Origin of the sequence: Aliirhizobium wenxiniae (assembly GCF_014201355.1) — a bacterium.
GTDB classification, from domain to species: Bacteria; Pseudomonadota; Alphaproteobacteria; order Rhizobiales; family Rhizobiaceae; genus Neorhizobium; species Neorhizobium wenxiniae.
The window spans coordinates 504322-530755 of record NZ_JACHEG010000002.1; the positions used below are offsets into that span (position 1 = coordinate 504322).

General features: G+C 60.2%; 28 protein-coding genes and 2 pseudogenes. 11 read left to right on the forward strand and 19 right to left on the reverse strand.

Annotation, left to right across the window (positions count from 1 at the left end; all coding sequences use genetic code 11):
* Positions 1 to 202: 202 nt before the first annotated feature.
* Positions 203 to 664, reverse strand: a complete 462-nt coding sequence (locus tag HNQ72_RS10455; RefSeq protein ID WP_183992209.1) for a YcgN family cysteine cluster protein — start codon at positions 662 to 664, stop codon at positions 203 to 205.
* 193 nt (positions 665 to 857) lie between these two features.
* Between HNQ72_RS10455 and HNQ72_RS10460 the strand changes: the two genes are divergently transcribed.
* From HNQ72_RS10460 to HNQ72_RS10470, 3 genes are all read left to right on the forward strand, one after another.
* The gene (locus tag HNQ72_RS10460) at positions 858 to 3110 is read left to right on the forward strand and encodes a transglycosylase domain-containing protein (protein WP_183992210.1); all 2253 of its coding nucleotides are present in this window, start codon (positions 858 to 860) and stop codon (positions 3108 to 3110) included.
* Positions 3111 to 3213: 103 nt separating this feature from the next.
* Complete coding sequence (locus tag HNQ72_RS10465; RefSeq protein ID WP_148143911.1) at positions 3214 to 3801, forward strand: DUF1214 domain-containing protein; 588 nt, start codon at positions 3214 to 3216, stop codon at positions 3799 to 3801.
* Positions 3794 to 4405, forward strand: a complete 612-nt coding sequence (locus HNQ72_RS10470; protein ID WP_183992211.1) for a DUF1254 domain-containing protein — start codon at positions 3794 to 3796, stop codon at positions 4403 to 4405. Before HNQ72_RS10465 ends, HNQ72_RS10470 begins: the two co-directional genes overlap by 8 nt.
* Positions 4406 to 4534: 129 nt before the next feature.
* Here HNQ72_RS10470 and HNQ72_RS10475 read toward each other — a convergent pair whose 3' ends face one another.
* Positions 4535 to 4723 (reverse strand): hypothetical protein, encoded by a 189-nt coding sequence (locus HNQ72_RS10475; RefSeq protein WP_183992212.1) that lies wholly within the window; start codon positions 4721 to 4723, stop codon positions 4535 to 4537.
* A 29-nt stretch (positions 4724 to 4752) separates the two neighbouring features.
* Here HNQ72_RS10475 and HNQ72_RS10480 point away from each other — a divergent pair, with 29 nt between their 5' ends.
* The gene (locus HNQ72_RS10480; protein ID WP_183992213.1) at positions 4753 to 4971 is read left to right on the forward strand and encodes a hypothetical protein; all 219 of its coding nucleotides are present in this window, start codon (positions 4753 to 4755) and stop codon (positions 4969 to 4971) included.
* 421 nt (positions 4972 to 5392) lie between these two features.
* The gene (locus tag HNQ72_RS10485; protein WP_183992214.1) at positions 5393 to 6463 is read left to right on the forward strand and encodes a DUF2336 domain-containing protein; all 1071 of its coding nucleotides are present in this window, start codon (positions 5393 to 5395) and stop codon (positions 6461 to 6463) included.
* Between the two features lie 3 nt (positions 6464 to 6466).
* On the opposite strand, the gene HNQ72_RS10490 is transcribed toward HNQ72_RS10485, so the two are convergent.
* A complete protein-coding gene (locus HNQ72_RS10490) occupies positions 6467 to 6814 on the reverse strand; it encodes a DUF1491 family protein (RefSeq protein WP_183992215.1) in 348 nt (115 codons plus the stop codon).
* Between the two features lie 91 nt (positions 6815 to 6905).
* Here HNQ72_RS10490 and HNQ72_RS31230 point away from each other — a divergent pair.
* Both HNQ72_RS31230 and HNQ72_RS31235 read left to right on the forward strand, forming a co-directional pair.
* Positions 6906 to 7214, forward strand: a pseudogene (locus HNQ72_RS31230) (ArsR/SmtB family transcription factor); the annotation flags it as partial.
* A 54-nt stretch (positions 7215 to 7268) separates the two neighbouring features.
* Positions 7269 to 7685 (forward strand): annotated as a pseudogene (locus tag HNQ72_RS31235) (SRPBCC family protein); the annotation flags it as partial.
* 125 nt (positions 7686 to 7810) lie between these two features.
* Here the strand turns inward: HNQ72_RS31235 and HNQ72_RS10500 are convergent.
* Complete coding sequence (locus tag HNQ72_RS10500; RefSeq protein WP_183992217.1) at positions 7811 to 9028, reverse strand: peptidoglycan-binding domain-containing protein; 1218 nt, start codon at positions 9026 to 9028, stop codon at positions 7811 to 7813.
* Positions 9000 to 10565, reverse strand: coding sequence for a sensor histidine kinase (locus HNQ72_RS10505; protein ID WP_244654403.1), 1566 nt, complete (start codon positions 10563 to 10565; stop codon positions 9000 to 9002). The genes HNQ72_RS10500 and HNQ72_RS10505 overlap by 29 nt, the downstream gene beginning before the upstream one ends.
* A gap of 506 nt (positions 10566 to 11071) precedes the next feature.
* Between HNQ72_RS10505 and HNQ72_RS10510 the strand changes: the two genes are divergently transcribed.
* Entirely contained in the window at positions 11072 to 11491 is a 420-nt protein-coding gene (locus HNQ72_RS10510) for a DUF5330 domain-containing protein (protein ID WP_183992218.1), read from the forward strand.
* Positions 11492 to 11636: 145 nt separating this feature from the next.
* Here the strand turns inward: HNQ72_RS10510 and nhaA are convergent, their stop codons facing one another.
* Positions 11637 to 12830 carry a Na+/H+ antiporter NhaA gene (gene nhaA / locus HNQ72_RS10515; protein WP_183992219.1) on the reverse strand — a complete coding sequence of 398 codons (1194 nt, stop codon included), beginning with the start codon at positions 12828 to 12830 and terminating at the stop codon, positions 11637 to 11639.
* A gap of 267 nt (positions 12831 to 13097) precedes the next feature.
* Between nhaA and HNQ72_RS10520 the strand changes: the two genes are divergently transcribed.
* Positions 13098 to 13520, forward strand: coding sequence for a SufE family protein (locus tag HNQ72_RS10520; RefSeq protein WP_183992220.1), 423 nt, complete (start codon positions 13098 to 13100; stop codon positions 13518 to 13520).
* A 106-nt stretch (positions 13521 to 13626) separates the two neighbouring features.
* On the opposite strand, the gene HNQ72_RS10525 is transcribed toward HNQ72_RS10520, so the two are convergent.
* The 10 genes from HNQ72_RS10525 to HNQ72_RS10570 all read right to left on the reverse strand — a co-directional run bounded on the left by HNQ72_RS10525 (position 13627) and on the right by HNQ72_RS10570 (position 22394).
* Positions 13627 to 14520, reverse strand: coding sequence for a DUF6456 domain-containing protein (locus HNQ72_RS10525; RefSeq protein WP_244654402.1), 894 nt, complete (start codon positions 14518 to 14520; stop codon positions 13627 to 13629).
* Positions 14513 to 14974 (reverse strand): helix-turn-helix domain-containing protein, encoded by a 462-nt coding sequence (locus tag HNQ72_RS10530; protein ID WP_308422345.1) that lies wholly within the window; start codon positions 14972 to 14974, stop codon positions 14513 to 14515. Before HNQ72_RS10530 ends, HNQ72_RS10525 begins: the two co-directional genes overlap by 8 nt.
* 430 nt (positions 14975 to 15404) lie before the next feature.
* Entirely contained in the window at positions 15405 to 15836 is a 432-nt protein-coding gene (locus HNQ72_RS10535; RefSeq protein ID WP_183992221.1) for a Ros/MucR family transcriptional regulator, read from the reverse strand.
* 437 nt (positions 15837 to 16273) lie between these two features.
* On the reverse strand, positions 16274 to 16615 hold the full coding sequence (gene mnhG, locus HNQ72_RS10540; RefSeq protein WP_183992222.1) for a monovalent cation/H(+) antiporter subunit G: 342 nt from the start codon (positions 16613 to 16615) through the stop codon (positions 16274 to 16276).
* Positions 16612 to 17142: a cation:proton antiporter gene (locus HNQ72_RS30510; RefSeq protein WP_373289432.1), complete on the reverse strand. Its 531-nt coding sequence runs from the start codon at positions 17140 to 17142 to the stop codon at positions 16612 to 16614. The genes mnhG and HNQ72_RS30510 overlap by 4 nt, the downstream gene beginning before the upstream one ends.
* Positions 17139 to 17612: a Na+/H+ antiporter subunit E gene (locus tag HNQ72_RS10550; protein ID WP_183992223.1), complete on the reverse strand. Its 474-nt coding sequence runs from the start codon at positions 17610 to 17612 to the stop codon at positions 17139 to 17141. Before HNQ72_RS10550 ends, HNQ72_RS30510 begins: the two co-directional genes overlap by 4 nt.
* Entirely contained in the window at positions 17609 to 19180 is a 1572-nt protein-coding gene (locus tag HNQ72_RS10555) for a Na+/H+ antiporter subunit D (protein ID WP_183992224.1), read from the reverse strand. Before HNQ72_RS10555 ends, HNQ72_RS10550 begins: the two co-directional genes overlap by 4 nt.
* Positions 19181 to 19243: 63 nt before the next feature.
* Positions 19244 to 19621: a Na+/H+ antiporter subunit C gene (locus HNQ72_RS10560; RefSeq protein ID WP_183992225.1), complete on the reverse strand. Its 378-nt coding sequence runs from the start codon at positions 19619 to 19621 to the stop codon at positions 19244 to 19246.
* Positions 19621 to 20067, reverse strand: a complete 447-nt coding sequence (locus HNQ72_RS10565) for a Na+/H+ antiporter subunit B (protein WP_183992226.1) — start codon at positions 20065 to 20067, stop codon at positions 19621 to 19623. The genes HNQ72_RS10560 and HNQ72_RS10565 overlap by 1 nt, the downstream gene beginning before the upstream one ends.
* Entirely contained in the window at positions 20064 to 22394 is a 2331-nt protein-coding gene (locus HNQ72_RS10570; protein ID WP_183992227.1) for a putative monovalent cation/H+ antiporter subunit A, read from the reverse strand. The genes HNQ72_RS10565 and HNQ72_RS10570 overlap by 4 nt, the downstream gene beginning before the upstream one ends.
* A gap of 158 nt (positions 22395 to 22552) precedes the next feature.
* Here HNQ72_RS10570 and msrB point away from each other — a divergent pair, with 158 nt between their 5' ends.
* The gene (msrB, locus tag HNQ72_RS10575) at positions 22553 to 22963 is read left to right on the forward strand and encodes a peptide-methionine (R)-S-oxide reductase MsrB (RefSeq protein ID WP_183992228.1); all 411 of its coding nucleotides are present in this window, start codon (positions 22553 to 22555) and stop codon (positions 22961 to 22963) included.
* Between the two features lie 224 nt (positions 22964 to 23187).
* Here the strand turns inward: msrB and HNQ72_RS10580 are convergent, their stop codons facing one another.
* Positions 23188 to 24057 carry an aldose 1-epimerase family protein gene (locus HNQ72_RS10580; RefSeq protein ID WP_183992229.1) on the reverse strand — a complete coding sequence of 290 codons (870 nt, stop codon included), beginning with the start codon at positions 24055 to 24057 and terminating at the stop codon, positions 23188 to 23190.
* Between the two features lie 90 nt (positions 24058 to 24147).
* Positions 24148 to 24978 carry an SDR family oxidoreductase gene (locus HNQ72_RS10585; RefSeq protein WP_183992230.1) on the reverse strand — a complete coding sequence of 277 codons (831 nt, stop codon included), beginning with the start codon at positions 24976 to 24978 and terminating at the stop codon, positions 24148 to 24150.
* A gap of 124 nt (positions 24979 to 25102) precedes the next feature.
* Between HNQ72_RS10585 and HNQ72_RS10590 the strand changes: the two genes are divergently transcribed.
* Complete coding sequence (locus tag HNQ72_RS10590) at positions 25103 to 26041, forward strand: LysR family transcriptional regulator (RefSeq protein WP_183992231.1); 939 nt, start codon at positions 25103 to 25105, stop codon at positions 26039 to 26041.
* Here the strand turns inward: HNQ72_RS10590 and HNQ72_RS10595 are convergent.
* On the reverse strand, positions 26001 to 26411 hold the full coding sequence (locus HNQ72_RS10595) for a (R)-mandelonitrile lyase (protein WP_183992232.1): 411 nt from the start codon (positions 26409 to 26411) through the stop codon (positions 26001 to 26003). The two genes, HNQ72_RS10590 and HNQ72_RS10595, sit on opposite strands and share 41 nt — an antisense overlap.
* Positions 26412 to 26434: the final 23 nt, after the last annotated feature.

Consider the following 26434-nt stretch of genomic DNA (forward strand, 5'->3'; position numbering starts at 1 on the left):
GCTGCCTCATAAAGGCGATCTGCGAGAGTGCTTTGAGCATTCATGAAGTGAAATCACGATTTTCAACAGTTGCAACGATACATATCAGCACATGAATAGACAATATATGCGCCGAACAACATAGAAGAAGATCGTTTTAGTCGTTCAGAATGCTTGGTACGGTTTCGTACACCCGCAGCAGAAACCTGCGCTTTTCCTCGATTTAACGTTCGCCGCCGACTTTCAGCGGCCAGTCGACCACGTAGTCTTCGAAGTCCTCCACATCGACATCCTTTTCGCTGACGGTACGTCCGCGCGCTGAAATTCCCGCCTGATGCACAGTTTCCGGATCGCCTGAGACAAGCGGATGCCACCAGTACAGATCCTCGCCATCGCGAACCAGGCGATAACCGCAGGTCGGCGGCAGCCAGTGGATCTCTCGCACTTCCTGCGGTGTCAGCTGGATGCAGTCGGGTACGGTTTTCTGCCGGTTGGGATAGTCGCTGCAGCGACAGGTCGAGCCATCCAGCAGGCGACAGGCGACCGAGGTGAAGACCACATCGCCTGTATCCCAATCTTCCAGCTTGTTGAGACAACAGAGGCCGCAGCCATCGCACAGGCTTTCCCATTCGCCCGGCGTGAGCTCGTCGAGGGACTTCAGTTTCCAGAAAGGTACGTCGTTCATCATCACTTTTGCGGCAGTCGGATACAATTCGTGTCGGCCGCCCTTTTCACGTTGCGATTTTACAATCGCGCATCAACCAATTGTCAGCTAATGCTGATTAACCGTGGCAAGCTTATGCTCTTGATCGTTGTCAGGGGCTACGTCAAGCCAAACGCAAAAGCTAAAATAATGGCGTTGCGGACGGGAGGAAAGATTGCAGGACGAACCCAAAGCACCCGAGGGCCGGCCGCGCAAGAAGCGCCACATCCTGCTGCGTGTCGACAGCTGGATCGATTCCACCGTCTGGAACCTTGGCTTCAAACTCGCCGAAGCCTGGGAAGAGATCACCATATTCTTCCGTCGTTTTCGCGTGCGCGGCTGGAAAAAGCTCGCCTTCGAGGTGGCTGGCGAGGCCATGACGCTTGGCACGGCAGGCTTTGTCGTGCTTCTGGCGCTGGCACTTCCCGCCTTCGAAGAGACCAAGGAAGACTGGAAGAACCGCGGCGATTTTGCCGTCACCTTTCTCGACCGTTACGGCAATGTGGTCGGCCATCGCGGCATTATCCATGAAGACTCAGTGCCGATCGACGAATTGCCGGATCACCTGATCAAGGCGGTTCTGGCAACCGAAGACCGACGTTTCTTCGACCATTACGGCATCGACTTCATCGGGCTTGGCCGGGCACTGACGGAAAACGCCAAGGCGGGTGGCGTCGTGCAGGGCGGCTCGACGCTGACCCAGCAGCTGGCGAAAAACCTGTTCCTGACCAACGAACGTTCGATCGAGCGCAAGATCAAGGAAGCCTTTCTGGCTGTATGGCTGGAAGCCAATCTGTCGAAGAAAGAGATCCTGTCGCTTTATCTCGACCGCGCCTATATGGGCGGCGGCACGTTCGGGGCAGCGGCGGCTTCGCAGTTCTATTTCGGCAAAAAGATCACCGATGTCAGCCTGGCAGAAAGCGCCATGCTTGCCGGCCTGTTCAAGGCGCCGGCTAAATACGCGCCTCATGTCAACCTGCCGGCGGCGCGCGCCCGCGCCAACGACGTATTGTCCAATCTGGTGCAGAGCGGCCTGATGTCGGAAGGCCAGGTGATCGGCGCGCGGCGCAACCCGGCAACCGCTATCGACCGCGCCGACGTGAAAGCGCCCGACTATTTCCTCGACTGGGCTTTCGACGAAGTGCAGCGGCTGGCCAAGGAAGGCAAGATCAAGGAACATTCTGTCGTGGTTCGCACCACCGTCGACATGGGCCTGCAGCAGGCAGCCGACGCGGCAATGGAATCCAGCCTGCGCGAGTTCGGCGAGGGCTACAAGGTCAAGCAGGGCGCCATGGCGATGATCGAGAACGGTGGCGCCGTTCGCGCCATGGTCGGCGGCCGGGATTATGGCGAAAGCCAGTTCAACCGCGCCACCAAGGCGCTGCGCCAGCCGGGCTCGTCCTTCAAGCTGTTCACCTATTCGGCCGCGATGGAACACGGCATGACGCCGGAAACGATGATTTCCGATGCGCCGATCACCTGGCGCGGCTGGTCACCGCAGAACTATGCCCGCTCCTACAAGGGCCGTGTTTCGCTGCTGACGGCGATGTCGCAATCGCTCAACACCGTGCCCGTGCGGCTGGCCAAGGATGTGCTCGGCACCAAGGTGATCGTCGAAACGGCGAAGGCGATGGGCGTCGAGACGCCGCTGCGCATGGATAAGACCATTCCGCTCGGCACCTCGGAAGTGACCGTACTCGACCAGGCAACGGCCTATGCCGTGATGCCGGCCGGCGGCATGCAATCGCGTCGCCACGGGATCGAACAGGTTCTCGGTTACGGCGGCGAGGTTCTCTACGATTTCAACCGCGACGAGATGCCTGCCAACCGCGTGCTTTCGGAAAAGGCAATGTCGTCTATGAACCGCATCCTGACGCAGATCCCGGTGATCGGCACGGCGCGGCGCGCAGCGCTTGACGGCGGCATCGTCACCGGCGGCAAGACCGGTACGTCGCAGAGCTATCGCGACGCCTGGTTCATCGGCTTTACCGGCAATTACACGACCGCCGTCTGGTTCGGTAACGACGACTTCACCTCGATGAACAACATGACCGGCGGCGCGCTGCCGGCGATGACGTTCAAGAAGCTGATGGACTATGCACATCAGGGCATCGAACTCAGACCCATTCCCGGCATCGAAAATCCGCTTCCGACGGGGAACCATAAAAAGGGCGATACGCCGGCCGAGCAACGCCAAGAGGATCCGGCACTGATGGCGTTGACGCGCCCGCGGTCGCTCTCGGGCGAATCGACCCGCGTTCTGAAGCAACTGGCACAGGCGTTGAAGGCCGCGCCGCCGCTGGTGGCGGGTGTCGAAAAGGTTGCCGAAGCCACGAGATCCGCAGCAGGCCTGCGACAGGGTTCCGGCAGCGATCTGCGCAAGGGTACGGCGACCGTAAGCCCGGTGGTGACGAATTCGATACCGTGAGAGGATCTACGCTCCCCACAGCGGAATGGCATCTCGGCATTTCCCCACAAAAGAATCAATGCTAATCCTCCCTGCACCGTTCTGCCGAGGACCAAGACTGCTCGTGTTCCGTGTTCCCTTTCTCGTCGCAATCGCGCTTGCAATCGCCTTCGGAGGCGGGATCTGGTCGACCCGGCTGGCGCTCGATGCCACGATCGGTTTCGGCGCGATCAAGCTCGGATCCTGGGAAGCATTTCCTGAAGCGCAAACGGCGGATGCGGATCCTTATGCCAAGTCTCACCGCGCCAATGCCGGCAAGCTTCTTTATGCCACGGCAGAAGGTTTGAGCTTCACGGCAACGACCGATGACAGCGGCGCAAGACTTTCCGGAAGCTGCACCTATCAGTTGACCGGGCAGACGCCGACCGCGCGCTTCTGGACGCTGTTTGCAACAGGACCGGACGGGCGTCCACCGGCTGCGGATGCGGACCTGCCCTCTTCGCTCAATTCCCGAATGGTGGGGCGCCAACCGGATGGTTCTCTCGACATAACGATCGCCTCGCGTGCTCGCCCCGGCAATTGGCTGGCAAGCCCTCAGCAAGGCCAGTTTCGCCTGACACTGACCCTGCTCGATACGCCGGCGGCCGGAAGCTCCGGCCTGATCGACCTTTCCATGCCGGCCATCCGCAGGATCGGATGCGGCAATGTCTAGGCTGTTCAATTTCCTTTCGCTGCGACGCGACTTCCTGTGGCTGAAGATCCTGTTTGCGATCTTCACCGGGCTTGTGGGTGCCGCCCTGCTGCACCTGATCATCGTCTTTTCACTGCCGCAGTTTTCCCAGCGGGACGCCTATACGCGCATCATTGCCGAGGGAGAGAGCCACCGCTTCTATCGTCTCGGCGAGCAACCGGACCTCGCCGGGCTTTCCAAGGAAGACCCGATGATGGAGATGTCGGTCTGTTCATTTGACATAAGCGAAACACCGGTGAGGCTGACGGCGCCGAACATTGGTGTTCCGTTCTGGTCGCTGGGCGTGTTCGATGCTTCGTCCGACGAGATATTCTCGATCAACGACCGCACATCGGCGGATCATGTTCTGGATGTGGTCGTGGGAACACCGGCACAACTTGCCGCTCTTCGAAAGAGCCTGCCGAGAGGCTTTTCACAGACCGTGCTGGTCGAGGCGCAGCAGACGGAAGGTTATGCGGTCTTAAGAAGTTTCGTGACGCATAAAAGCGTCGTTCCGGTCATCTCGAGATTTCTCGAGCAGGCGACCTGTGCTCCATTCCAGTGGAGAACCAGGGTCCAGTTCTAAGCGTGTCTCGATCTTCCGGATCCGCTCGCGACGCCTAGGTTCACCGTATTCTCGCGTGCCTTGAAACGAATGCCGCCACGCGTCTTTGCGCAGCATTCCTCAGCATCTCACAAGATCAGGTTTTCGAATTCACTTCTGTTCGATACGGGCGGCGTGATTTTCGGCCTTGCGGTCCATACGATCGTCAAAACGTTCGTAACGGACGCCGGTGAACATCACGATCTCACCCGCAAGAGCAAGGTTGGAAGCATCCGTCGGGCTCGAAACCTTTCGGCCTTTCCGATCACGCCATAAATTCATTACCACTATCTCTGCCATGCTCGTCTCCATTCAAGGGATCGAGAGGGATGAAGGCGGCTCTATTTCATCCTGCCCAACTGGGCCGACGCGCCCGTGCCTGCCCCGAAGGGTTCACGGACATCCGCGTCTTTCTCGTCAAAGCGTCTTTTCTCAAGACGCTGCGACATTTCACCTGCCCGTTCCGCCTGAACCAGCAGCTGCAGCAACAACCAAGTCTACTGCCCTTTCCGGCTTTATTGCCGGCCACTGCCGAAATTCAGACATAAGACGGTTAACGAGATGTTAACGCTAAAGTAGCGCCCGCTGGAAATCCGCTTTGAAGGCCCGATCATTAACGCGGTGTTGCAGATTTGGTTCATTATCAGGGCCGCAGAATTCAGATTTCTCTATTTATCCGCCGGGCGGCGCAGCGGCGGAGGCCAGCTGGCGGGATACGGACCTGTCCCAGACAAGCATATCTGCTGTGGACAGGATGTCCCAAAACGAGCCGTCTTCACCAGACATTAACCCTATTGAGCCTAGCATCAAATCGACCTTGAGCGGGTGACGAAACCAGCGGAAACGCCGGCTGAAACTTCCCGCCCACCGGGAGTTTCCAAGGTAAGGTAGATGACGTGTCGGCTGCCCTGCGGCGGCCAAACGCATTTGTCGGCACCTCTGTTTGTATTGCGTTCGAAGAGTTTGCCCGTGACGAGTGAGTTTCGAGACCTTGAGAGACCGCAGGCGCTGCGCAGGAAGGACGTCGTGCTGATGGCAACGGTGACGAGCTTTGAAGCGCTGTCCCATCCGACGCGTTCGGAGCTGCGGCAGTTCGCCGAACTCTTCATGCCGATCTTTTCCGCTTCATCCGACGAGGCACGCCGGCAAGCGGTTGCCGCCCTTGCGCAATCTCCGAACGTCCCTGCCGCCGTCGCCTTCTTTCTCGGCAGCCAGCCGATCGCCGTCGCAGCCCCGTTTCTGATGACATCGACCTGCCTCTCCGACGAGGCGCTGGTAACCATCGCGCGCTGCCAGGGCACCGAGCATGCGCGCGCTATCGTTAGCCGTGCCGCGCTTTCTCCGACGGTCATCGATGCACTTGTGGGCCTACGTCCCGATATTTCCCGGCAGGCCAGAAGCGCCACAGCCGAACCCTATCCCGGTTCGGCCCCCGTGGAGATGTCGAGGGCGGAAGTCGACACCTCCATCGATACCGATAAACGTGCCCGTGAAGAAGATCTGCGCCGCCGGATCAAGCTGCTTGCCGGCCATGTGGAACGTGTCGAAGGTGATCGTCTCGGCCTGCGCAGCCTTTCGGAGGTGCAGGAAGCGCTTCTGGTGCGGTTTGCGCGCAACCGTGAAGCGACCTTTCTCGTCACCGCGCTTTCGGACATCCTGACGACCAGCCGCTGGCTGGCCGAACGTGTCCTGCTCGATCTCTCCGGCCGCCAGCTTGCCACCGTGCTGAAGAGCCTGGGCATGCAATCGGCGGACGCGACCTATATCCTTACCCGCCTCTACGGCCACCTGGCGGAAGCGACGGGTGGCGTGTCGGAGGCAGAAAGCCTCTGGCAGTCACTGGACGAAGAAGAGTGCAATGCGCGGGTGGAAGCCTGGCGCAGGGCCGATCGTTACACCTATGGTGCGGATCAGGCGGCTTCCAGCCTGTTTTCCGGCGCAGATACCGACACTACGCAAGCCGAAGCCTTTGTCGAGGAGAGGCCTGTGCGGAGCTCGGCCACGCTGCGCCGAAGCGCCTCCGGTTTCAGGATCCGCTGAGGATCAGGGATCCGGCTTTACCACCGGGAAGAGATCGCCGATGTCGTCGATCTCCAGCTCGACCAGCCACAGATCGGGATCGAAACGCAGTTCCCTGTCGAGCGCCTCGCGCATGAGATCCGGCTCGGCACGCTCAAGCCGCATCTCGAACTTGCGGCTGCCGTCATCCTCGCTGGCAAAGAAGTTCTGCGGTGCCGGAGCATAGAGGCTCTCCAGCCCATCGCGAAAACGCTGCCGGATAAAGATCGCCCCCGCCTCGTCCGCCCCCTTGTGCTCGACCGCCGCGAAACCGCCGAGACCAAAGACGCGGCGGATGAGAGCGGAGACATACATATCAGAACGGAGACGCATGGAGAGTGAATAGGATGGATTGGCGGCGGAGGCAAATGATGTGAAATGGCCACATCTTGACGGGTGACCAATCGGTCACATATTCATCTGCATGGATGATATCTTCAATGCCTTGGCACACCCGCTCCGGCGCGAACTTCTAGACCATCTCCGTGAACGAGATGGCCAGACGTTAAACGAACTTGGGCGCAGTCAGTCCATTACCCGTTTCGGGGTGATGAAACATCTCAACATACTCGAAGACGCCAATCTCATAGTGACCCGCAAGATCGGCCGGGAAAAGCTGCATTACCTCAATCCGCTTCCCGTCCAGGAGATCGCGGATCGCTGGATTTCGCGCTTTGCCGCACCGTTTGCTCAAACGATAAACGACATCAAAGCTGTCGCCGAGAAAAGGGACGCAACCATGGCATCAGCAATACCGAAGCACGTCTGGGAAATGTTCATTCGTGCCACACCGCAAGATGTGTGGGCCCTTCTCACGGATGATGAGAAAACGCCGCTCTGGCAACACTTCAACATGACCTCACGAACGGAATGGGTCGTAGGCGGCGCGATCACATTCTTTGTCGGAGATCGCGAAATGATTGTCGGCAAGGTCCTGGAGATCGATCCTCCGCACCGCTTCGTACATTCCTTCAGCGCCCAATGGTCGCCGGATGTCGCTGTCGATCCGGCTTCGCGCGTCACCTGGCTCATCGAAGCTGTCGGGGAAAATGCCTGCAAGCTGACGCTGACACACGACGATTTCGGCGGTGACACCGCCACAAGCAAGGCGGTTGGTGGTGGATGGCCCGAAGCCCTGTCGCGGCTGAAGACGCTCGCAGAAACGGGCGAGCCTTTTTACATAGCTGCTCCCATGCACGGATGATGGGGCAACTAAAGGAGATCGGCGGAATGGCGTTTGCCCGATTGGCTGTCTTTAATGCTGCCAGCTCGACGGTGCCTTCATCTTCCTGCCCGTCTGAGTGACCGCCGGCGGATGCCCCCTCCCCCCTACAGCGCGCCGATAGCCTTCAGCTTCTGCAGCACGACCTCGTCGGGTTCGCCGGTTTCGGGCAGGCGGTAGTGCTTCTGGAAACGACGGATGGCGGCCTTGGTCTGGGTGCCGGCGACGCCGTCGATCTCGACATCGGTATAGGCGATGTTCGACAGGCCCTTCTGGATCTGCAGCACCATCTGCGAGGCGGGCAGTGGATCGGATCGTCTGGCGGCGGCCTGTACGGGCGCAGCAGCAGCCCGGCGCGCGCCTGGAATTTCGGCCGGCGGCATCATGCCCGGCTGACGCTCGGAGGAGCGAATTGCAGCGGTGACCGGATCTTCGTTGCGGGCCGGAGCCTTTATCTGCTGGACGACAGGCTGGGTCGCGGGTCGAGCCGCAGTTCTTTGCGCCTCAGCCTTGGGCGCCTCGGCTCTGGATGCATCCGCTCTTGGAGCCTGACGCGGGATCGGCAACGGCGCGGCCGCGGCCTGTGATTGAGCCTGGCTCCGACTTGTAGACTTCGATTGAAGAACGGCCAGAAGTTCCGGCGTGGCTACGCCGCGCTGCGGAAGGCCGGAGGCTTCCTCGAAGAAGAGAATGGCGCTTTCGGTACGGGGGCCCATCAGGCCGTCATCGGTGCCCTGATAGATACCGCGGCGCGCAAGCTCGCGCTGGATGCCGGCAACCAGCACCGCATCCGTCGTCGTGCCGGGAGTGGATTGCGCCGCCGGCGTCTGGCCTGCGATGATCGAACGGATGTCGTCAGCGGGTGCCGCCGCGGGTACCGTTGTCACGGGCTGCGTCGCGGGTGAGGCAACCGTCTGTACGGAAGACGGCGGGCGGGCGGCGGACCTCTCAGGCGCAGTCTGCCCTCCTGTCGGCGCGCGCTCGATCCGGAAAGTGGTCACGTCAGCGGGATCGGCCTGGCGAAACTGTCGATAACCGGCAAGCGCGTTCGGATCGTGAGCATCACGCGTGGCAAGGAAGGGGGCCGGATGGCCACCCGGCTGATACCAGAGCGCATTGGCAGCAACGAAGGAGAAAGCGACGATGAAGGTCGTGGCGTAGAGCGTGGCCTTGGGATTGCGGAGGATGGCGCCGCCGATACCGCGTGCGGAGCCGGTCGCGCCGTAAAGCACGGCGGAGCCCGTGCCCGCAAGGATGCGGGACGGAAGGCTTTGCTCCTTCGCTGTCCGTCGCCCCTTAGGCGCTTTTCGCTTCCGCGTGGTCATTTGCACATCCCAGCTGAATTTCGGACCGCTCCATCGCGGCCCCTTCCATCATGGCCTTTTCATCCGAATTCTTCAACTGCACGGTCTTCAGCCGCGGCGGGAACTCCACCGTTTCCGCCATCGGCTCGTCGGCACCGGCCGTATCGGGGCCGCTCATCGGCAAGGTGATCGTCACGACGGTGCCCTCGCCCGGCTTGCTGGCGATCGCGAACGTGCCGCGATGGAGTGCAACCAGTCCCTTTGTCAGCGCCAGGCCGAGGCCGGTGCCTTCGTAATTGCGGCTATAGCCATCTTCCACCTGGGTGAAAGGCTGACCGAGCGTGCCGAGCTTCTCCGGCGCGATGCCGATGCCGGTATCGCTGACGGTGATGACAAGATCACGGCCACGGACGGCTGCATCCATCGACACGACGCCGCCGCGATCGGTGAACTTGATGGCATTGCCGGCGAGATTGATGAGGATCTGCTGCAGGGCGCGGCGATCGGCCTGCACTTCTGGCAGGGCGCGGGAGACGCGCGCCGTCAGCGTGATACCCTTGTCGCGGGCCTGCAGGTCCAGCATTGCGCGGCAGGTCTCGATCGCTTCCGAAGCCTCGAAAGGCTCGATCAGCAGTTCGTAGCGGCCGGCCTCAATCTTCGACATGTCGAGCATGGTATTGACGACGGAAAGAAGATGACCGCCCGACTGGCGGATGAGCCCGACATATTCGCGCTGGCGGTCGTTTGCCAGCTTGCCGAAATATTCGCCGGCCAGCACGTCGGAAAAACCAAGAATGGCATTGAGGGGCGTGCGCAGCTCATGGCTGACGGCCGCGAGGAAGCGCGACTTCGTCTCGTGAGCGGTACGAGCCTCTTCCTGGCGACGCTCCGCCTCGCGGCGCAGCGCATCGTATTCGGAGACATCGCGCGCCTGGGCGATTACCTGGACAAGGCTACCCTCGGCGTCGCGGATAGCGGTAAAATCGAAACGGACGAGAATGAACTGGCGTCCATCGGCAACCGAAAACGTCTTCTGCACCCGAACGTCCGTCTCCGCACGCGATGCGCCCTGGCGCAGCATGTCGAAAGCCTGGAGAAGCGCGATCTGATCCGAAACATGAACGCGCTCGGCGAGCGTTACGCCTGCGCAATCACGGATCGTTGCGGGAAACGAATGGGCATCGCGGCCGCCGACCTTGTGCACCTGTCCCTGGGCATCCAGCGACAACATCAGGCCGGGGCATGCATCGAAAGAAAGATCTTCGCTGGCTGTCGGCTGCGGCAGCGGGCGGGGACGCGAAAAGGCGATCGCAGCGGCGACAAGGAAAGCCGAGGCGGCGATTGCAACACCGACAGGCAGCGCCAGAACCGGACGCAGCAGAGCGGTCAAGGCCATCGGGATCGCGACGAGCGAGACGGCGGCGGTCAGCACCATACGGCGCAGCAACGTGATGTCGGTTCCCCGAACCACTTCGCCACCAAGGCGCGCCAGCCAGCGTTCGGCAGTCTTGTCGACCACCTCAACAGCCTTCCCGGCAATGTTACCCAATACGCGCACTCAATACCCTGACACGAACTCGTTTTACGCGGTCACATTAGGCTTCCGCGACTTAAAGAAAGGCTAAGGATGCGCGATTCGACACTCTGTCAGAAGCCGGGTTTTCCGGCTTTGGCACATAATCGGACACCCATCTGCAATCGTGGTTAACGACAGGTAAGCGGTGGATTTATCTCGATTTTTTGTGTGCTGTTAACGATTGTGGCAGAACGTGCCGGGCGAAACGCCTTGCCTTTCGGACCGCCGCCCCATTTATGCTTAACGGCATTCGCTAAAGTTTGAGACAAATGCCGCGCTGGACGGCGAAAATGCGGGGCGTGTGTCGATTTAGATCAAATTTTAGATAAATCCGAGCGGTCGCGTCAAAGGGGTATTTGCTTCCCCCCGGTACGGTGGTGTTCAAGAGCGGCACAGATCGACGCCCGGCAGAAATACTCTGCTGTGGAAAAAACAAGTGGCGAAGCCGGACCCAGGGTGGGACAGGCCAGGTCGGACGGAATAGGGCAATGTGGTTTCTGATCAAGGGAAGTATCTTCTTCGCAGCCGTGCTGGTGGTGCTTTCATACTTCAGCAACAGGCCGCTTGAGGTCAGCGAGGGTGCCGGCGCCGTACAGATGGGCGACGCAATCTCGGCTGCGACAGGTGCCTACAGCTATATTTCGGGTCTATGCGCCGAAAAGCCGGATGTCTGCGCGAAAGGCGCGGAGACGCTTTCCGTTCTGGGCGTGCGCGCTGCCGAAGGAGCGCATGTTGCCTTTGAACTGCTCGACAGCCATTTCAACAACAAGCCAGCCGATGTGGCGCTGAAGCAGGATCCCGATCCCACGCCTTTCCCGGGGGATGTGGTCAAGACCCAGTCGATCGCGCCTTCTGCCCCGGTCTATACCGGTTCTGTGCCGCTGCCGCTGAAACGCCCCGCGCAATAAACAGACCATTCTTTGAATTTTACGACTTGCGCCTGGCCCCACAGCCAACGGTTCCCGGCGCCTGACTGCCCGCCCTGAAATCAGCAATTGCTGGCGCCGCAAGGAAGAAACTCCTTGCGGCGATTTTTTTGGCTTCAGCCGACAGTCACACCGGACGCCCTTTGCGACGACCAAACACCATCAAGAAGATTGCACCGAGCAAGCCGGAAACGACAGATCCAAGCAGGATGCCGATCTTGGCGTGATCCTGCATGGCGGGATCGTCGAAGGCGAGAAGGGCGATGAACAGGGACATGGTAAAACCAATTCCGCAGAGAAGCGCGACACCAGTCATCTGGCCCCAGCTAGCCTGCGCCGGCAATTTGGCAAGCCTGAGCTTGGTAAGTACGGCGACGGTTCCAAGAACCCCGATGAATTTTCCAAGCACCAATCCGGTGGCGACACCCAGGGTCAGTGGCTCGGCAAGGACTGACAGGGACACACCGGCAAAGGAGACGCCCGCATTGGCAAAGCCGAATAGCGGGACAATCAGGAAGGCGACCGGTTTTTGCAGATGATGTTCTAGCTTGTGGAGCGGCGATTCCGCATGCGTCGCCTCCGGCGCGCCGGGTGTGAGTTTCAACGGAATGGTGAGCGCGAGAATGACGCCCGCAAGCGTGGCATGGATGCCGGAGGCGAAGACGAGCACCCAGAGGACTGCGCCGAGTACCAGATAGGGCCACAGCTGCCTGACGCCCGAGCGGTTGAAGATGATGAGATTGCCGATGACGATGGCGGCCACGGCAAGGGCGAGCAGGTTCAGCGCGTCCGTATAGAAAAGCGCGATGACGACGACCGCGCCGAGATCGTCGATGATCGCCAGTGCCGCGAGAAAGATCTTCAGCGATGCGGGAACACGGTTCCCGAACAGAGAGAGCACGCCGAGAGCAAAGGCGATGTCCGTCGCCGTGGGAATGGCCCAGCCGTGGATCGCGGCAGGATCGGCCCCGTTGAAATAGAGGTAGAACAAGGCCGGAAATGCCATTCCGCCAGCGGCTGCGGCGCCTGGCAGGATGCGCCTGCTCCAACTCGAAAGCTGGCCATCAAGCATCTCTCGCTTAATCTCTAAACCCACGAGAAGAAAAAAGACCGCCATAAGAGCGTCGTTGATCCAGTGCTGGATACTGAGCGGCCCAAGATAGATGTGCAGGACATGGAAATAGGTTTCGGCCAGCGGCGAGTTTGCCGCTGCGATGGCGAGTGTTGCAACGACCATAAGAACGATGCCACCGGATGCCTCATTATCCAGAAAGTGACGAAGAGTGGATTGAATGCGGCCCTTGGCAATTATCGAAGACACGGGTTCGCGCTCCTTGTGAGAGGTTGATCGAAGTCTCCGTGGATTTCGGGGGAACCCGCAGCACCGCAGCACGCGCTTTGGGTAAGATATACAGGATTGTTCAATTCGATCTCCATCGGAATCGGCGCCTGACAACCGAATGTGAGTGAGCCGATAAAGGCCGATCGCCTTGTCGAACGTCTCAATCCGGGCGGGAAAGCTCGATTTTTCTGTTATCGGCGCGCAAAACACCTATATGGAGAAAACAGAAAAACACCGGACGAGACCATGGCAGAGCTTTCCCAGATCATCGACGACTTCGCTTTCCTGGACGAATGGGAAGATCGATACCGGTATGTGATCGAACTCGGCAAGGCCCTGCCCGACCTGCCGGAGGAGCAGAAATCGGCTGAGAACAAGGTGCAGGGCTGCGCCAGCCAGGTGTGGCTGGTAAGCCATGTGAAGGATGCAAGCGCCGATCCGGTGATGACGTTCGAGGGTGATTCCGATGCCCATATCGTGCGCGGGCTCGTCGCTATCGTGCTGGCCACATATTCCGGCAAACACGCCTCGGAAATCGTTGCTACCGATGCGATCGACATCTTCAACCAGATCGGGCTTGTTGAACATCTTTCCTCGCAACGCGCCAACGGACTGCGCTCGATGGTCAAGCGTATTCGCGAAGAAGCACGCCTGAAGGCTGCAGCCTAAAGCGAAGAGATCCGCTGAGAGCCGCTTGCCGTGCTTTAGCTCGTCGTTTGTGCTGGTCTTTACCCCGAAACCGACGACCACTTTCAGGAGACATGCCGTCATACGTCTATGACGACCCGCTGCTGCCATAAGCCTCGGCGGCGGGACGAAAATCCTCCGTCCCCCAATGATGGGCGTAGCGCCTCGGCGCGTGACGCGGCGGCGGGGCATAATGACGGGCAAGGGCAAGAAGTGCTGTCCTCAACATAAGCTTGGCGGAGCGCACGGGCCATTGCCGTTCCCGCTCAACCAGTTCCAGCCCCTTGCCGAAACAGCAGACATCGGCCGCCACACCTGAAAGCTCCGGTCCCATGGCCTCCATCGCGTGGCCGAAACGCCGGCGCGCTTCCAGCGCGCTTGCAGCGATATCGGCAAGGCCGCCCGCCTCGCCTTTGCCGCGCGAAGACAGGCGCGGCTCCCAGGACGAGGTGATACGCGGCTGCAACTGGCCGCGAGTAAAATCGCCCAGCAGCCTTTCGCCGGCGTCGAGCGCCTCGGAGGGAAAGAAAGGGGCGCCCGCTTTGTCCTTCAGGCGCGCCAGGCTCGAAAGCGGCGTATCATCGAGATTACGGCTGACCTGTTGGCGCGCACCGTCGATTTCCACCGCCGTTCTGACGATCTCGCCATGCTGCCCGGCAAAGCCACCCTCACCTTCCATCCCCGCTGCAGCAAGCGCGCGGCGCAGGAAATTGCGGGCCTCGGTTGACGCCTGCACGAGGCCGGCTGCACGAGTGACAAGGCCGAGCGAAACGGCTTGTCTCAGCACCGTCTCGGGATAACAACGACGCTCCTCGCCAAGGTGAACGGTACCGGCAGAGCCGTTCGCGATCACCAGCCCGGCCTTTCCGGCACTCACGGCGTGACGCACCAGGCGCATGAGGCTTTTGACGGATACGGCCCGCCCCAATGTTGTGGATGGGCCCAGCGGCACTGAACGGTCACGCTTCGATCCTTCAGTCATGACCAGCCTCGCGTCCGAAAAGGTCCGAGGACTGGAAGACTGCCGTCGCCATGCGTTCGATTGCCGAGACGAACTCGTCAAAGGCCAGATCGTCACGCCGGTCCTCGACCACGTGGCAGGCATGGCCTACAGTCGTGCGGTCCCTGCCGAAAGCCGCGCCGATATCGCTGAACGACATTCGCAGCGCCACATGGCAGACATACATGGAAATCTGCCGCACATGGCAGGAAGGCCGACGCCGCTCGTTGCGCACCATCACCCGATCGCTCAGAAGCGAGATCGTTTCCGCCGTGATCTGGCTGACGATACGGCAGACAATACGCGCAGGAAGGCTTGCCGGATAGACGGGTTTTGCGTCGGCAACCAGAGGAACTGCACCTATGTTGCAAGCTAGCGTATCGGAGCGTCTCCCGTTCGTCGGCTCCTCTTGTTTGGTCGAAGTCTCAAAAGGCATGACAACTCCTTCTTGAATAGGAATTAATTCATACACCTTGAGCGCAAATGGGGAATGAAGGCGAAAGCAGCTTTTTATATAATCATTGATAATGCTTGTATTTTTTTAATTTTCGTATGCGGAAATAGGATTTATTTCCTCAATCCATCCCTGCTTTCTGGCAAAAAGGCAGATCAGGACCAGCATTCGGACATCTGCCGGATGCGCAAAAGCCGAGCGATAGCCCGGCTTTTCGTGGCGCCTCAGGGCGCACATTGTTACCAAAGCAGACTGGCTACGAGAGATCACAGCCATTGCTCAAGCTTTGGTTTCCGACCCAATCCATATGCAGAAGCGCGCGACAGTGGCTCACCAGAAGACGACGCTTGCCCGAAGTGGCCTCTGGCTGGATTTGCTTTTGGCCGGACGAAGCCCGGCCAGTATCTACAGATCAGTTACGGGCGCGCTTGCGGCGCTGACCGAGGCCCATTTCCTTCGCCAGACGCGAACGAGCTTCGGCGTAGGCCGGAGCAACCATCGGATAATCGGCCGGCAGGCCCCACTTTTCGCGGTATTCATCCGGCGTCATGTTGTAATGGGTCATCAGGTGGCGCTTCAGCGACTTGAACTTCTGACCATCCTCGAGGCAGATCAGATAATCGTCCTCGATCGACTTCTTGATCGGCACCGGCGGCTTCGGCTTTTCAACCGCTGCGACAACCGGGGTCGGGGAGGATGTGCCGCTCAACGCGGTATGTACGTCTGCAATCAGGTTGGAGAGATCGCCGACGGGAACTACGTGGTTACTCACATAGGCAGCCACGATATCTGCGGTGAGTTCCACCAGCAGCTCGGGACCTTTGCCCAGTGCCATATCTGTCATTTCCGGTCTCCTGTTCGACTTATGTACGGAGCCTGCCGCGACCTCCGCGGCTTCTTCCGTAGTCGAGCGATGGCGACGTGAACCCAACCTTCGCACAGCGTCCAAGGACAGAAGCCTACCCCTAAGCTTCCTGCGAGAAAAACGGATCGTCACCAGATGCTGCATGTAGCCTCCGTAAACCGCATATTCGTCCAGTTTATCCGAAGCGGCCTTATCAAGGCCGATCTAATTCAGATAAATACGCGGTAAAACGTTAGTCTACAACAGCATCATTGCTCTACTTCTATTCAATTATCACTACAATCAGGAAAGTCCAATTGCGAAATCTAGTAATGCCGAGTGCTTTCTCAACGAATATCGCATATTTCTGACATTTATTGCTGGCAATAAGGCGATTTTACAATCATCGCGCGCTTATAAATACCGTTTGAAAAATATTATTCATTGTTGACCACTGGCATTTCGTTGCAGACAGACTGATTCGCCATTGAATACCCCGCCTTCAACGACGCGATAGCCAGCAAATGCGCAGATACCGGGGCGGTCAGCACGAAGAAAAAGAAGCCGGCGAGTGCCCGTGCAAGCACCGCGATCTCGCCTGATTGGAGCCCAACGGCAAGCAATAGCAGCCCCGAACCGACCGTCCCGGCCTTGGATGCCGCGTGCATCCTTGAGTAGATATCGGGCAGCCGGTTGAGGCCGATTGCCGCAACCAGGGCAAATGCCGCACCGGAAAGCACGAGAGCGGAGGTCAAAAGCGCCACGACGAGTTCCATCACTCCCCCTTCCCCGGCTTGGACGACCGCGTTGATCGGGAAGATTTGCCGGGTGTCTTTGTGCCGGATTTGGGCACAGTCTTATCTGCGGTTTTGCTTGCGAGCTTTTCGTTCGACTTGCCGGTAATCTTTCCGGCACTCTTTGCCGCGGCCTTGGGCGAAGCCTTGCGTGACTTGCCCTTTCGCGCAGTCACCATGACCGCCGGCTTTGCTTCGGAAACGCCTTCCGGCTTCTCGACCGCACTCGCCAAAATGAAGCGGGCAAAGGCGACGGTCGCCAGGAAGCCGACAAGACCAAGCGCAATGGCGATATCGATATAGAGCGTAAAGCCGGTGCGGATGGCGATCAGCGCGATGAAGCCGATGACGATGCCGACCAGCATATCGAGCGCCACGACACGATCGGGCAATGTCGGACCTTTGACCACCCGCCAGACCGTTAGCAGGAAGGCGACAGCGAGAACGGCAAGCGCAATCCAGATCGAGGCATGGAGGATCGTCTGCGCAAAGGTCATACCCGACGTGTTCATCGGAATGCCTCCATGATCTTGCGCTCGAAACCTTCGGCAATCTCACGCTTCGTCGCTTCGACATCGGAGCAATCGATGGCATGTACGTAGAGGAACTTCCTGTCCTGCGACACGTCGACCGACATGGTGCCGGGAGTGAGCGTGATGAGATTGGCGAGAAGGGTGATCTCGAAATCCCTGTCCACGGTCAGCGGGAAGGCGAATATGCCGGGCTTCAGGTCCATATCCCGACGGGTGACGAGCACAGCGACCTTCCAAGCGGACAGGGCCAGTTCCTTGAAGAAGAGCAGCAGCAATGACAGGATCCGGCCGAGACGCAGAAGATAACCCGCCGCGCTCATCTCGTCGCGAACAATCCAGAGCGCGGCCGCCGACAGGACGAAACCGAAGACAAGGTTGTGGATCGTGGCGCTGCCGGTGATAGCCGCCCAGATGATCGCCAGCATCAGCGACAGGACGTAGATGATCATGGCGCCGCTCCTTCAGGAAAGACCGAGCGGATATAGGCAGACGGATCGGCGAGGCCATCGGCTGCGGCCTGGCTTATCGCCAAAAGGGGCTCGGGATAAATTCCAAAGAAGACGGTCAGCGCCGCCAATAGGCCGATCGGCAGGGTGGAGTGCCAGTCAGTTGCCGCCACGGCTTCGCTCTCCCCACCCGGTGCCGGCCGCCAATAGGCGAGAAGGAAGGTACGGGCGAGCGTAAGCGTGACGAGAAAGGCGGAGACGAGGATCGCCGCCGCCAGCCACCAGGCGCCGATATCGAGCGAGGCTTTCAAAAGCATGACCTTGGGCCAGAGGCCGGATAGCGGCGGCAGGCCCGCAGCCGCCAGCATCAGCGCCAGCGATGCCGCGGAGAACCACGGCGCGCGGCGCCAAAGCCCGCCGAGGCGCGACAGTTCGAACGTGCCGGCCAGCCGTCCCGCCTCGCCGATGACCAGATAAAGCGCGGTCATGGTGACGATCGAATGCAGCGCATAAAGAATTGCACCACTGACCGAAGTGGACGAGCCGATCGCCACACCCGCGAGCATGTTGCCGATGCCGACGATGACGACATAACCGACCATGCGGCGCAGGTCGTTCTGGGCAAGCGCACCGAGCGCGCCGAGGATCATGGTAAGAACGGCGGATGCGGCAATGACAAGGCTGATCGCCTCCCGCTCGACCGGCAGAAGCATGATCGTCACACGGATCAGGGCGTAGATGCCGACCTTGGTGAGCAGGCCGCCGAACAATGCCGATACGGTGATGCGCGGCGTATGGTAGGAGGCAGGCAGCCAGAAATTCACCGGGAAGGCTGCCGCCTTCATGCAGAAGGCAAGCACGAACAGTGCCGACAGCGTCATCAGCGGCGGCGCGTTTTCGGTCACGCCGCGCAGCGCGCCTGCCTTTCGGGCGATATCGGCCATATTGAGCGTGCCGAAGATCGCATAGAGATAACCGACAGTAATGAGGAAGAGCGTCGTGCCGATAAGGTTGAGAATGGCGTATTTCAGCGCCCCTTCGATCTGCTTCGGCTCGGAGCCCAAAATGAGCAGGCCGAAAGACGAGATCAGCAGGACTTCGAACCAGACATAGAGGTTGAAGATATCGCCGGTCAGAAAGGCGCCGGAAACGCCGGCCATCAGGAGCAGCAGGAAGGCGAAGAAGCCGTGGCGCAACCCACTCGTATCGATATCGCGCAGCGAATAGACCGCCGCCGACAAAGCCGCGAGCGCCGAAACGAGCGCCATGACGGCTCCGAACATGTCGGCGGTGAAGGATATGCCAAAAGGTGGCAACCAGCCGCCCATGGTCATAGTGACCGGCCCGTTTGATGAAACCTGCCAGAGCAGGAGCGCGTCAATGAGAACGAGCAAGGCCAGCGCTGCGATGGCAATGACCGCATGAAGGCGGACAGACTTGCGGATCATCATGAGAGCCGCGCCCGAAAGTATCATCAGCGCTGTCGGCAGGATGACGAGCCAGTCGGCGAGCGCCGGGGCCGTCGTGACCATGGCGGCAGCAAGATCTACGGGGGTCGATGGTGATGCCATCAGGGCTGGGCTCCCGGTGTCGGTAAATCTCGGCGGGGAGCGGGTTGGGGCACAGTCATCAATTCAATACCCCGTCGGCGGAAGCGGTTCGTCGCGTGGTTCTGCGAGCCGCATTTCGTCGGTGCTATCGGTGCCAAGCTCCTCGAAGGCGCGCCAGGTCAGCACCAGAAGGAAGGCGAAGAAGGAAAACGAGATGACGATCGCCGTCAGGATCAGCGCCTGCGGCAGAGGGTTGGCGGCTACGGAACCGAGCGTCGACGCATCTGCGGGGATGATCGGAGGGACTTCGCGGGTGATGCGGCCAGCGGTAAACAGCAGAAGATTGACGCCGTTACCAAGGAGCACGATGCCGAGCAGGATGCGGATCGTGAATTTCGACAGCATCAGATAGACAGCCGCCGCAAAGAACAGGCCTATGAGCCCGACGAACAGGATTTCCATCAGCCGCCCCCCTCGCCTTCGCCGGCGCCGCCATCCGGTTCGGTCTCAAGTGCCAGGGCAATCGCCGTGACTGAACCGACCACGACGAGATAAACGCCGATATCGAAGGATATGACCGTCGAGAGCGGCACTTCTGTGCCAAGAATATCGGGATAGATCCATAGCCCGCTCATGAAAGGAACGCCGGCTGCGATCGACACAAGACCGGAGACGGCTGCGAGAGCCAGGCCGGCGCCGGCAATCGCCATCGGATGAAACCGGATTGCCCGCTGCACGGCACCCGGTCCATGCGCTATGCCGAAGATTGCCAGCGCCGAGGCCGCGATCAGTCCGCCGATAAAGCCGCCGCCCGGCTCGTTATGGCCGCGCAGCAGGACGAAGACCGAGAAAAGCAGCATCAGGGCAGTGATGACGGGCGCGACGGTGCGCAGGATGAGGGTATTCATGAGGCGCCCCTCCCGGCCCGCAGCTTGATCAGCGCCAGGACCGCAAGGCCGGTGACCATCACCACGGCGATCTCGCCCAGTGTGTCGGTGCCGCGGAAATCGACGATGATGACGTTGACCACATTGGCGCCGTGGGCGATCGCCTTTGAATAGGTATTGAAGAAATCCGTCATGAACGGATCAAAGGGCGTGCCGACCGCCTTCAGCAGCATGAGCGCAAAACCGAGGCCGCAGGCAATAGCGATCGTCCCGTCCAGCAGGATCTGGCCTGGCGGGCGGTGATCGCTGACCGACAGCCTGAGCCGCGTCATCACCAGGGTCAGGATGACGACCGACAGCGTTTCCACCATGAACTGGGTGAAGGAGAGATCCGGCGCACCGAACAGCAGAAAGATCACCGCGACCGCAAATCCCTGGATGCCGAGTGAAACGATCGCGGTCAGGCGGTCGGCGGCGCGCAAGACGGCAACGATGCCCAGTGCTGCAATGACGAAAAAGGCGATTTCCTGAACGAGGGCTCCGGCCGGCCATGACGGCATGCCGGGGAGTTCGTCAAACAGGAAAAGCGGCACAAGCAGGGTTACCGCCACGGCGATGAAGGTTGCGGTGATATAGATTTCCAGCCGTCCTGGCTGGATGATACGGACGAGGCCCGCGGAAAAACGGACAAGGCCGCTGATAAAATAATCGAACCAGCGATCCGGCCCAGGGCCGAGGCCTTCCAGCATCTGCGCAGCCAGAGCGCGAGCCCGGTCGAACCCCAGATAGACAAGAATGCCGAGCGCCACGGTGAGCAGCGACAGGCCGAATGGCAAGCCCAAATGTGGCATCGCGCCGATGGTGATCACCGTCGGTTCGTCGATGACCGCGCTTGCCATGGGCGATGTCAGATAAGCGTGAAGCAGCGGCGAGAATATGCCGAAGACGAGGCCGAGCGCGGCCAATATCACGGGGCCGAGCCAGAGCGCGGCCGGCGCCTCATGCGGCGTGAGCGGTGTTTGTTTGCCTTCTCCGACAAAGGGTTTCAGGCCGACGGCAAGGGCTACGGCAAACATCAACGCGTTGCCGACAAGCGCCGCAGCGGTGAAGAAGACGGCGCGCGGATTGCCGGTGGCAAGGGCTGCGTAGATTTCCTCCTTGGCGAGAAAACCGGCAAAAAGCGGCAGCCCTCCCATCGAGCAGGCAGCCAGAAATGCGGCTGCGAAGGTGATCGGCATGGCGCGGCGAAGACCACCCAGAAGCGGCAGCTCTCTCGTGCCTGTCCCGTGATCGACCGCGCCCGCAACCATGAACAGGGCGCCCTTGAAGAGCGAATGAGCGACAAGATAGAGCACCGCCGCCTCGATGGCATGCGGCGAGCCGAAACCGGTCAGCATGGTGAGCAGGCCGAGCGAAGCCATGGTCGTGTAGGCGAGCATCAGTTTGAGATCGGTCTGGCGAATGCCGATCAGCGCTCCCGCAACCAGCGTTACGCCGCCGAAAAAGGGAAGCAGGATTTCCCAGGCAGGCGTGCCGCCCAGAACCGGATTGAGCCGCATCAACAGGTAGACGCCAGCCTTTACCATGGTTGCGGAATGAAGATAGGCGGAGACGGGTGTGGGCGCCTCCATCGCGTTCGGTAGCCAGAAGTGAAACGGGAACTGCGCCGATTTGGTGAAGGCACCGCCGAGCACGAGAAACAGGGCCGGCAGATAGAAAGGGCTCATCCGCAGCGCATCGCCGAGGTGGACGAGCAGCGACAGCTGGGTCACACCGGTGACGTTCCATAGGAAAACGAGGCCGGCCAGCAGCGACAGCCCCCCTGCCCCGGTGACCAGCAACGCCTGCAGCGCGGCACGCCTTGCTGCCTCCCGCTCATGATCGAAACCGATCAGCAGGAAGGAGGCGATCGACGTCAGCTCCCAATAGACGAAGAGCATCAGGAAACTGTCGGAGACGACAAGGCCCAGCATTGCTCCCATGAACAGGAGGATGAAGGACAAGAACCTTCCCAGATGCCGGTGCCCCTTCAGGTAACCACCGGAATAGATCACGATCAGTGTGCCGATGCCGGTGATCAGGAGCGCGAAGGTCAACGACAGGCCATCGATGAACCAGGAGAATGAGAGGTTGAGGCTGGGCACCCACGCATATCCGCCGGTCGCGACCTCACCCGCCGAGATTTCCGGCAGAAAACCGCAGAAATGCAGAAAGGACAGTGCAGGAGCAAGTGCAACGATCCAGGCTGCCTTGTCACCAAGGCGCGAAACGAGGAATGGTGCCAGGATGGCAGCAAGGAACGGCAGGAAGAGCGCAATAAACGTCCATGCCGGCGCTGCTGCGGCCATAATCTCTCCTACCCCCACCCGGTCGATCATCGAACGCGTGTGATCGTCTTAAGTGAAACGGACGGTCGCCTCAAGCTCAACCGGGCACAAGGCTGTGACATGCATCTTTATTCACAGCATCACGACGCCTATCTAGGGAGCAAACGAAAGGAACGGCTATGTCCTCGACCAGCACCCCAAAGACCTCAAAGAGCGACGCCGAGTGGCGTGAAGAACTGACGCCGGAACAGTATTACATTCTGCGGCAGGCGGGCACCGAACGTGCCTTTACCGGCCCCTACTGGAATTCCAAGGAAAAGGGCGTTTACAGTTGTGCCGGCTGCGGCGAACATCTGTTCGTGTCCGACACGAAATTCGATTCCGGCTGCGGCTGGCCGAGCTATTTCGAAGCGTTGACGCCGGATGTCATCACCGAAATCCGCGACACGTCGCATGGTATGGTACGCACCGAAGTGCGCTGCACCAATTGCGGCGGACATCTCGGCCACGTTTTCCCCGACGGACCGCCGCCGACGGGCCTGCGCTACTGCATCAACGGCCACGCAATGAATTTCACATCAGTTGAATAAGCCGCCAAGGCATCCGGCGGGGCATTTCCTGACGGGTGCATTTTTTCGGAAGGCGGCAAAACGCGCCTCCCGCATATCGAGTTGTGGATCGTGACATAGCAATCGCTGTCGCCACCGCTGAAACGACATTCGCAACTGCCGAGGCAAAGTCCCACCCGTTCCCTGCACTGACTTCCGAAACGGCCGCCGCGACTGGCTTGCAGGAGCGGAAAACCAGCCCCGGATCAACCAGTTACCGAAACCGAAAACGCGAAGCGCGCCTTTTCGCCTGGAGGCAGGATTGTCGTGTAGGGACGGTTTGCCATTTCAGCCGAACCTCCCGCTTCTGCCGCCGTGCCATGCCAGGGTTCGACGCAGAGAAACGGCGCGCCGACCTTTTGCCAGAGCGCCAGGTTAGGCAGGTTGTCGAACGCGAATTTGAGGCTCGGGCCGCCCTCGGCTGCATAGGTCAGGCCCTTGCCTGCGCCTTCGGCAAAGATCATCGCATCGGCTTCGAAGAGGTTATGGGCTAGGGTGAGGTGCCCTCTCGAAAAGGGTGACGGCAGCTTGTCCCTTGTGACGAGACCGTCTTCAAGGCGGGTCAGGAGCGGCTCTGCGCCATTGTCGAGCGTTACCGTATGCGGCTTGCCTTCTCCACCCGGCAGTGGCCAGAGGAAGGCCGGATGATAGCCCAGGCCGAAGGGCATCGGGCGACTGTCACGGTTTTCGACTTCGGCAGTTACCGTCAGGCCGTGGCCTTCGAGTGAATGGGTGAGCGAAAGCAGGAACGCGAAAGGATAGGTTTTCAGGGTGTCCTGCGAGCTTTCAAGCTCAAAACGGCAGGTGGAGGTGCTGGCGTCGGCCAGCACCCATTCGGCCCTTCGAGCAAAACCGTGCTGGCCCATTTCGTAGGACAGGCCATCGACTGCGATGTGATTGCCAAGCGCCTTTCCGACGATCGGGAACAGGATCGGGGAACGGCCGGTCCAGAAGGCAGCATCGCCGTTCCACAACCAGTCCCGGCCATCGGTCGTCTGCAGCGACTGCATTTCCGAGCCGAGCGAAGAAATCTCGGCGACGAGTTCGTCGCTGGTGATACGGACGATATCGGGCATGCTGCTGTTCCTCCGGCGCATTGGAATCGGTGCGACATATTTGCCCGACATGCGTTGAGGTTCAATGACGATCCGATGGCCTGAAACCATTCAGTCGTCGAAATCCATGGCAAGCGTTGTTGCCTTATGTGCTTCAAGCTCTGACAGGCGGCTCTCCAGTGCGGCCTTTATCGACGGATAGGTGGCACCGCCGAGGGCGAGGCGAAGCGGTGGATTTTCATGGCCGGCATAGTCAATCATTGCGTCCGCCATCCTGTCCGGGTCGCCCTTGATGTCGAAACCACCGTTGAAGATCGCGTGACGGACCTGGCCTGCAGGCGTGTCGGCATAAATGCCCATCGGTTCTGCGATCGAAAGGCCCTTGGCGAAATCGGTGCGGGTCGGCCCCGGTTCGACGATGGTAAACCTGATGCCGAAGGGGGCGACCTCCTTGGCGACGGCATCGACAAAACCTTCGATACCCCATTTCGTGGCGTGATAGAGCGAGAAGCTGGGATAGGTGATCTGGCCACCTTCCGATGAAACCTGCTGGATGAGCCCGCCGCCCTGGGCGCGAAGATGCGGCAGCGCAGCGCGGACCACCTGAATCGAACCGATCAGGTTGGTGTCGATCTGGCGACGGATTTCCTCGTCACTCACCTCTTCCGCCGCGCCGAACAGGCCATAGCCGGCATTGTTGACGACGACATCGATACGGCCGAGTTCGGCAAAGGCGCGGTCGATGGTAGCGCGAATGGTATCCTGCTCGGTGAGGTCAAGGTTTGCGATCCACAATCGATCACCATAGGTTTCGCGCAGATCGTCCAGCGCATCGATGCGCCGCAGGGTGGCGGCGACACGATCGCCTCGGGCGAGAAGCTTTTCGGTAAGCAGGCGGCCGAAGCCGGAGGATGTGCCGGTGATGAACCAGGTTCTGGACATGATCTTTTTCCCTTGCTCTGCGGCTTGCCGAGTTTTTTGGAAGCCGGGTTTCTGCAGGGAAGATAGCCCTCGCCCTTTCATGCTATAAGCCGTTCAATCCCGCATAACCTGGTGAAAATATCCCATGAATGAAAAGCCGACGCTCAACGACCTTGCGGCCTTCACCGCGATCATCGCACATCGCAGTTTTCGCAAGGCGGCAGAGGAACTGGGGCTTTCGCCCTCGACGCTGAGCCACATGATGCGCGGGCTGGAGGCGCGGATGGGCGTGCGCCTGCTGAACCGCACCACGCGCAGCGTTTCGCCTACGGAGGCAGGTGAGCGGCTGGTGGCAAGGCTCGGGCCGGCACTGCGCGAACTCGATGCGGCACTGGAAGCGGTCGACGATTTTCGCGGCGGACCAAGCGGAACGATCAGGATCAACACCAGCAGCATTGTCATTCGCAGGCTTCTGGAGAAGGCCGTACCGACCTTTCTTGCCCGTTATCCGGACGTGGCGCTGGATCTGGTCAGCGACGGGCGGCTGATCGATATCGTCGCCGACGGGTTCGATGCCGGGATCAGGCTGCGGGAATCCGTGCCGCAGGACATGATCGCCATCGCGTTCGGCGGTCCTGCCCGCTTCATCACCGTGGCCTCGCCGGACTATATCGCCACCCGCGGAGAACCACTCGTGCCGCAGGACCTTTCAGGGCACGATTGCATCCGGCTGAGAATGCCGAGCGGCAAGCTCTATAGGTGGGAATTCGAGCGGCGCGGCGAAGAGATTGTCGTGGATGTTTCCGGTCCGCTGACGCTCGACGATACCGAGCTGATGGCAAAGGCTGCCGCGTCCGGCCTAGGCATCGCGTATGTGCCGCAGCATGTGGCGGAAGACTATATTCGGCAAGGCAGGCTGGTCGCTGTACTTTCCGACTGGTGCCCGGAGATCGACGGGCTTTGCCTTTACTATCCGGGGCACAGGCACGTGCCGGCCGGATTGCGTGCTTTTATCGACCTATTGAAGGAGATAGACGGAAAGCTCAGTCCTTATCGGCCGGACGCAAATAATCCTCGTCGCTGACCGGCTCCAGCCAGTCGGCGGTGACGCCATCCTGCGCCTCCTGGATGGCGATATGGGTCATGGCCGTGTCGACGCCTGCGCCATGCCAGTGTTTTTCGTCCGGCGAAAACCAGACGACATCACCCGGACGCAATTCCCTGACCGGGCCGCCTTCGGTCTGGGCACGGCCGAAACCAGCGGTGACGATCAATGTCTGGCCGAGCGGATGGGTGTGCCAGTTGGTACGGGCACCGGGTTCGAAGGTGACGCTTGCGGCGCGCACCCGCGCCGGCTCCGGCGCCTCCATCAACGGATCGAGCCGCACCGTGCCGGTGAAATAATCCGCCGGCTGTTTCTTCGAGGCCTGCGAGCCGTTGCGCCTGATATCCATGTCGGGTGTCCTCCGCTTCCAGG

Bases quoted from the DNA above. Each gene is read 5' to 3' on its own strand.
- HNQ72_RS10455 (WP_183992209.1), bottom strand. From the start codon at position 664: ATGAACGACGTACCTTTCTGGAAACTGAAGTCCCTCGACGAGCTCACG.
- HNQ72_RS10470 (WP_183992211.1), top strand. From the start codon at position 3,794: ATGTCTAGGCTGTTCAATTTCCTTTCGCTGCGACGCGACTTCCTGTGG.
- HNQ72_RS10475 (WP_183992212.1), bottom strand. From the start codon at position 4,723: ATGGCAGAGATAGTGGTAATGAATTTATGGCGTGATCGGAAAGGCCGA.
- HNQ72_RS10480 (WP_183992213.1), top strand. From the start codon at position 4,753: ATGAAGGCGGCTCTATTTCATCCTGCCCAACTGGGCCGACGCGCCCGT.
- HNQ72_RS10490 (WP_183992215.1), bottom strand. From the start codon at position 6,814: ATGCGTCTCCGTTCTGATATGTATGTCTCCGCTCTCATCCGCCGCGTC.
- HNQ72_RS10500 (WP_183992217.1), bottom strand. From the start codon at position 9,028: ATGACCACGCGGAAGCGAAAAGCGCCTAAGGGGCGACGGACAGCGAAG.
- HNQ72_RS10510 (WP_183992218.1), top strand. From the start codon at position 11,072: ATGTGGTTTCTGATCAAGGGAAGTATCTTCTTCGCAGCCGTGCTGGTG.
- HNQ72_RS10520 (WP_183992220.1), top strand. From the start codon at position 13,098: ATGGCAGAGCTTTCCCAGATCATCGACGACTTCGCTTTCCTGGACGAA.
- HNQ72_RS10525 (WP_244654402.1), bottom strand. From the start codon at position 14,520: ATGACTGAAGGATCGAAGCGTGACCGTTCAGTGCCGCTGGGCCCATCC.
- HNQ72_RS10530 (WP_308422345.1), bottom strand. From the start codon at position 14,974: ATGCCTTTTGAGACTTCGACCAAACAAGAGGAGCCGACGAACGGGAGA.
- HNQ72_RS10535 (WP_183992221.1), bottom strand. From the start codon at position 15,836: ATGACAGATATGGCACTGGGCAAAGGTCCCGAGCTGCTGGTGGAACTC.
- HNQ72_RS30510 (WP_373289432.1), bottom strand. From the start codon at position 17,142: ATGAACACGTCGGGTATGACCTTTGCGCAGACGATCCTCCATGCCTCG.
- HNQ72_RS10550 (WP_183992223.1), bottom strand. From the start codon at position 17,612: ATGATCATCTACGTCCTGTCGCTGATGCTGGCGATCATCTGGGCGGCT.
- HNQ72_RS10555 (WP_183992224.1), bottom strand. From the start codon at position 19,180: ATGGCATCACCATCGACCCCCGTAGATCTTGCTGCCGCCATGGTCACG.
- HNQ72_RS10560 (WP_183992225.1), bottom strand. From the start codon at position 19,621: ATGGAAATCCTGTTCGTCGGGCTCATAGGCCTGTTCTTTGCGGCGGCT.
- HNQ72_RS10565 (WP_183992226.1), bottom strand. From the start codon at position 20,067: ATGAATACCCTCATCCTGCGCACCGTCGCGCCCGTCATCACTGCCCTG.
- HNQ72_RS10570 (WP_183992227.1), bottom strand. From the start codon at position 22,394: ATGGCCGCAGCAGCGCCGGCATGGACGTTTATTGCGCTCTTCCTGCCG.
- msrB (WP_183992228.1), top strand. From the start codon at position 22,553: ATGTCCTCGACCAGCACCCCAAAGACCTCAAAGAGCGACGCCGAGTGG.
- HNQ72_RS10580 (WP_183992229.1), bottom strand. From the start codon at position 24,057: ATGCCCGATATCGTCCGTATCACCAGCGACGAACTCGTCGCCGAGATT.
- HNQ72_RS10585 (WP_183992230.1), bottom strand. From the start codon at position 24,978: ATGTCCAGAACCTGGTTCATCACCGGCACATCCTCCGGCTTCGGCCGC.
- HNQ72_RS10590 (WP_183992231.1), top strand. From the start codon at position 25,103: ATGAATGAAAAGCCGACGCTCAACGACCTTGCGGCCTTCACCGCGATC.
- HNQ72_RS10595 (WP_183992232.1), bottom strand. From the start codon at position 26,411: ATGGATATCAGGCGCAACGGCTCGCAGGCCTCGAAGAAACAGCCGGCG.